At 68.9% G+C, this 2,939-nt stretch carries 3 protein-coding genes; 2 read left to right on the top strand and 1 reads right to left on the bottom strand.

What is annotated here, in order from left to right; translation table 11 throughout:
* Positions 1 to 62: 62 nt before the first annotated feature.
* On the bottom strand, positions 63 to 794 hold the full coding sequence (locus JCM9942_RS13200; protein ID WP_256202385.1) for a LysR family transcriptional regulator: 732 nt from the start codon (positions 792 to 794) through the stop codon (positions 63 to 65).
* 125 nt (positions 795 to 919) lie between these two features.
* Between JCM9942_RS13200 and JCM9942_RS13205 the strand changes: the two genes are divergently transcribed.
* The gene (locus tag JCM9942_RS13205; RefSeq protein WP_054660237.1) at positions 920 to 1,594 is read left to right on the top strand and encodes an ankyrin repeat domain-containing protein; all 675 of its coding nucleotides are present in this window, start codon (positions 920 to 922) and stop codon (positions 1,592 to 1,594) included.
* Between the two features lie 48 nt (positions 1,595 to 1,642).
* The coding region (locus tag JCM9942_RS13210; protein WP_054660239.1) for an amidohydrolase family protein at positions 1,643 to 2,939 on the top strand (1,297 nt) is incomplete at its 3' end.

The raw sequence follows: 2,939 nt of genomic DNA on the forward strand, positions 1-2,939 counted from the left end.
CCGCTCGATGCTGTCGATCAGCGGCAGCCCGCTGGCCAGTCCCAGCACCGTGTGGCCGGCGGTTACCGCGCGTGCGGGCAACAGGCTGATGCCCAGCCCGTCAGCGACCGCCGCCTGCAGTCCCCCCAGGCTGGAGCTGGTGAAGCTGATCCGCCAGCGGCGCCCGAGCGCTCGATGGCGTCGATCATGTCCTCGCGGTACAGCCCGCGCGGCGGAAACGCCACCAGCGGCACCGGGTTCTGCGCGAACGCCGGTGCCGAAGCCGCATCGACCCAGCACATCGGCTCCGGCCAGCAGGCCACGCCGTCACGGCTGCCACGGCGCTGCTTGAGCAGCACCAGGTCGAGTTCGCCGCGGTCATAGCTGTCGCCCAGCGCCCGGCTCAGGCCGCTGCTGACTTCCAGCTTCACCTGCGGATGCTCACGGCTGAAGACGGCCAGCAGCCGGGTGGTACGGCCACCGGCGAAATCCTCCGGCACACCCAGCCGGATCGTGGCCGTGGCGCCCTCGCCGGAAAGCGCATCGGACAGCTCCTCGTTCAATGCCAGCATCCGCCGCGCATAGCCCAGCACGGTTTCGCCGATATCGGTCGGTCGCGCATCGCGCACGCCGCGGTCCAACAACCGGTGCCCGGCCAGTTCCTCCAGCCGCCGCACCTTCTGGCTGATGGTGGACTGGGTCGAGTGCAGGCGCGCAGCCGCAGCGGTGAAACCACCGCAGTCGGCCACGGTCACCAGTGCCCGCAGCAGATCCAGATCGAACAGGGATCTATTCGATTTCGCACTGGTAGCCATCGTTACATTTCATTTCTGGATGGGTGAAAGGGCTTGTAGCATCGACCCGCAACCGGTGCAAACCGTCGCGCCCCACCCCGGTGCCCGCTCCACGGCACGCCACATCGCAGAGACAGGAGACGGCGATGTCCGCACGACATTGGATCACCGCCCAGTTGCTGGCCAGCGCCATGCTGGCGTCGTGCGCGGCCGGCGCTGACGACAGGGGGCTGTCGCGCCAGCTGTTCCAGGCGGCCGAAGCCGGCAACGTCGAGACGGTACGCGGCCTGCTGGCGCAGGGCGCCGACATTCACGCCCGCGACAAAAAAGACCGCACCCCGCTGCTGGCCGCCGTCCACCAGCGCCAGATAGGAACGGCACGGCTGCTGATGGAAGCCGGTGCCGACGTCAATGCCAGGGATTCGATCCAGGACACCACCTACCTGTATGCCGGCGCCAGCGGGCAGGTGGAGATCCTGAAGATGACGCTGGCCCACGGCGCCGATCTGCGCAGCACCAACCGCTACGGCGGTACCGCGCTGATTCCGGCTGCCGAGCGTGGCCATGTGGAAACCGTGCGCACGCTGATCGAGGCCGGCATCGACGTGGACCACGTCAACCGGCTTGGCTGGACCGCGCTGCTGGAGGCGATCATTCTCGGCGATGGCGGCGTCGCCCATCAGCAGATCGTGCGCATGCTGATCGATGCCGGTGCCGACGTGAACCTTCCCGACAGCTATGGCATCTCCCCCCTGCAACGCGCCCGCCAGCGCCAGCAGGCCGCTATCGTGCGCCTGCTGGTCGCCGCCGGCGCGCACTGACCCCTTTACTCCGCTGTGCGGCCCGCCGCACGCCACTGGACACCGCTGATGAAAACCACGCTTTCCCTCGCCCTGTCAGGCCTGCTGCTGGCGGTCGCGCCCGCCGCACTGGCGGCACGTTCCACCGCCGACGTGCTGATCCGCCACGCCACCGTGGTCGACGTCGAACACGGCAGCACCCGCCCCGGCCAGACGGTGGTGATCCGCGGTGACGACATCGTCGCCGTCGGCGATGACAAGACGCTGGCCGGCCAGTGGCGCGCCGCCACGACCATCGATGCGAAGAACCGCTACCTGATCCCCGGCCTGTGGGACATGCACGTGCATTTCGGCGGCGGCCCGGCGCTGATCGAGGAGAACAAGGCGCTGCTGCCGCTGTACGTGGCCCATGGCATCACCACCGTGCGCGACGCCTCCGGCGATCTGGCCGAACAGGTGCTGTCCTGGCGCGGGCAGATCGCCAACGGGCAGCTGTTCGGGCCGCAGCTGTTCACTTCCGGTGCCAAGATCGAGGGACTCAAGCCGGTCTGGAAAGGCACACTCGAAGCCGGCGATGAGGCCGGCGTGGACGCCGCCTTGGACCGCGAGCAGCGCGACCAGGTGGACTTCGTCAAGATCACCGACAGCACGCTGTCCCCGGAGCTGTTCCTGTACGCGCTGAGCGAAGCCAAAAAGCGCGGTCTGCGCACTTCCGGGCACATCCCGATGGCGCTGACCGTGGGCCAGGCCGTGGATGCCGGCATCAGCTCGATCGAACACCTGGACTATGCGTTCAAGGCCGGCGTGAAGGAGGAGGCGGCCATCGCCGCGGATTTCGCCGCCGGCCGCATCGACCGTGCCGAGGCCAACCGCCGCCTGTCGGCCGGTTTCGACCGCGATACCGCCATGGCCGCCTACCGTCGCTTCGCCGCGCTGGGTGTCGCGGTCACGCCGACGCTGGACGGTGGCCGCATCCTCGACTTCCTCGACAGCGAGCCGCACGACAACGACGCCTACCTGGCCTACATCGGCCCGGGCCTGCGCAAGACCTACGAATGGCGCGTGGAGCGCGCGGCCAAGGCCACGCCGGCGCAGATCCAGGCCCGCCACGAGGGCTATGCGGAGGTCGCCAAGGTGCTACCGATGCTGCAGCAGGCCGGGGTGAACATCATGGCCGGCACCGACGCGGGCTTCCTCAACTCCTACAACTACCCGGGCATCGGCCTGCACAACGAGCTGAAGCTGTACGTGCGCGAAGGCCTGACTCCGCAGCAGGCGCTGGTCGCGGCCACCCGCGCCGGCCCGCAATGGTTCGGCACGCTGCACCGCTACGGCGCGGTGGAAGCAGGCAAGGCCGCCGACCTGG

The sequence above is a fragment of the Stenotrophomonas pictorum JCM 9942 genome (assembly GCF_001310775.1).
Classification (GTDB): domain Bacteria; phylum Pseudomonadota; class Gammaproteobacteria; order Xanthomonadales; family Xanthomonadaceae; genus Stenotrophomonas; species Stenotrophomonas pictorum.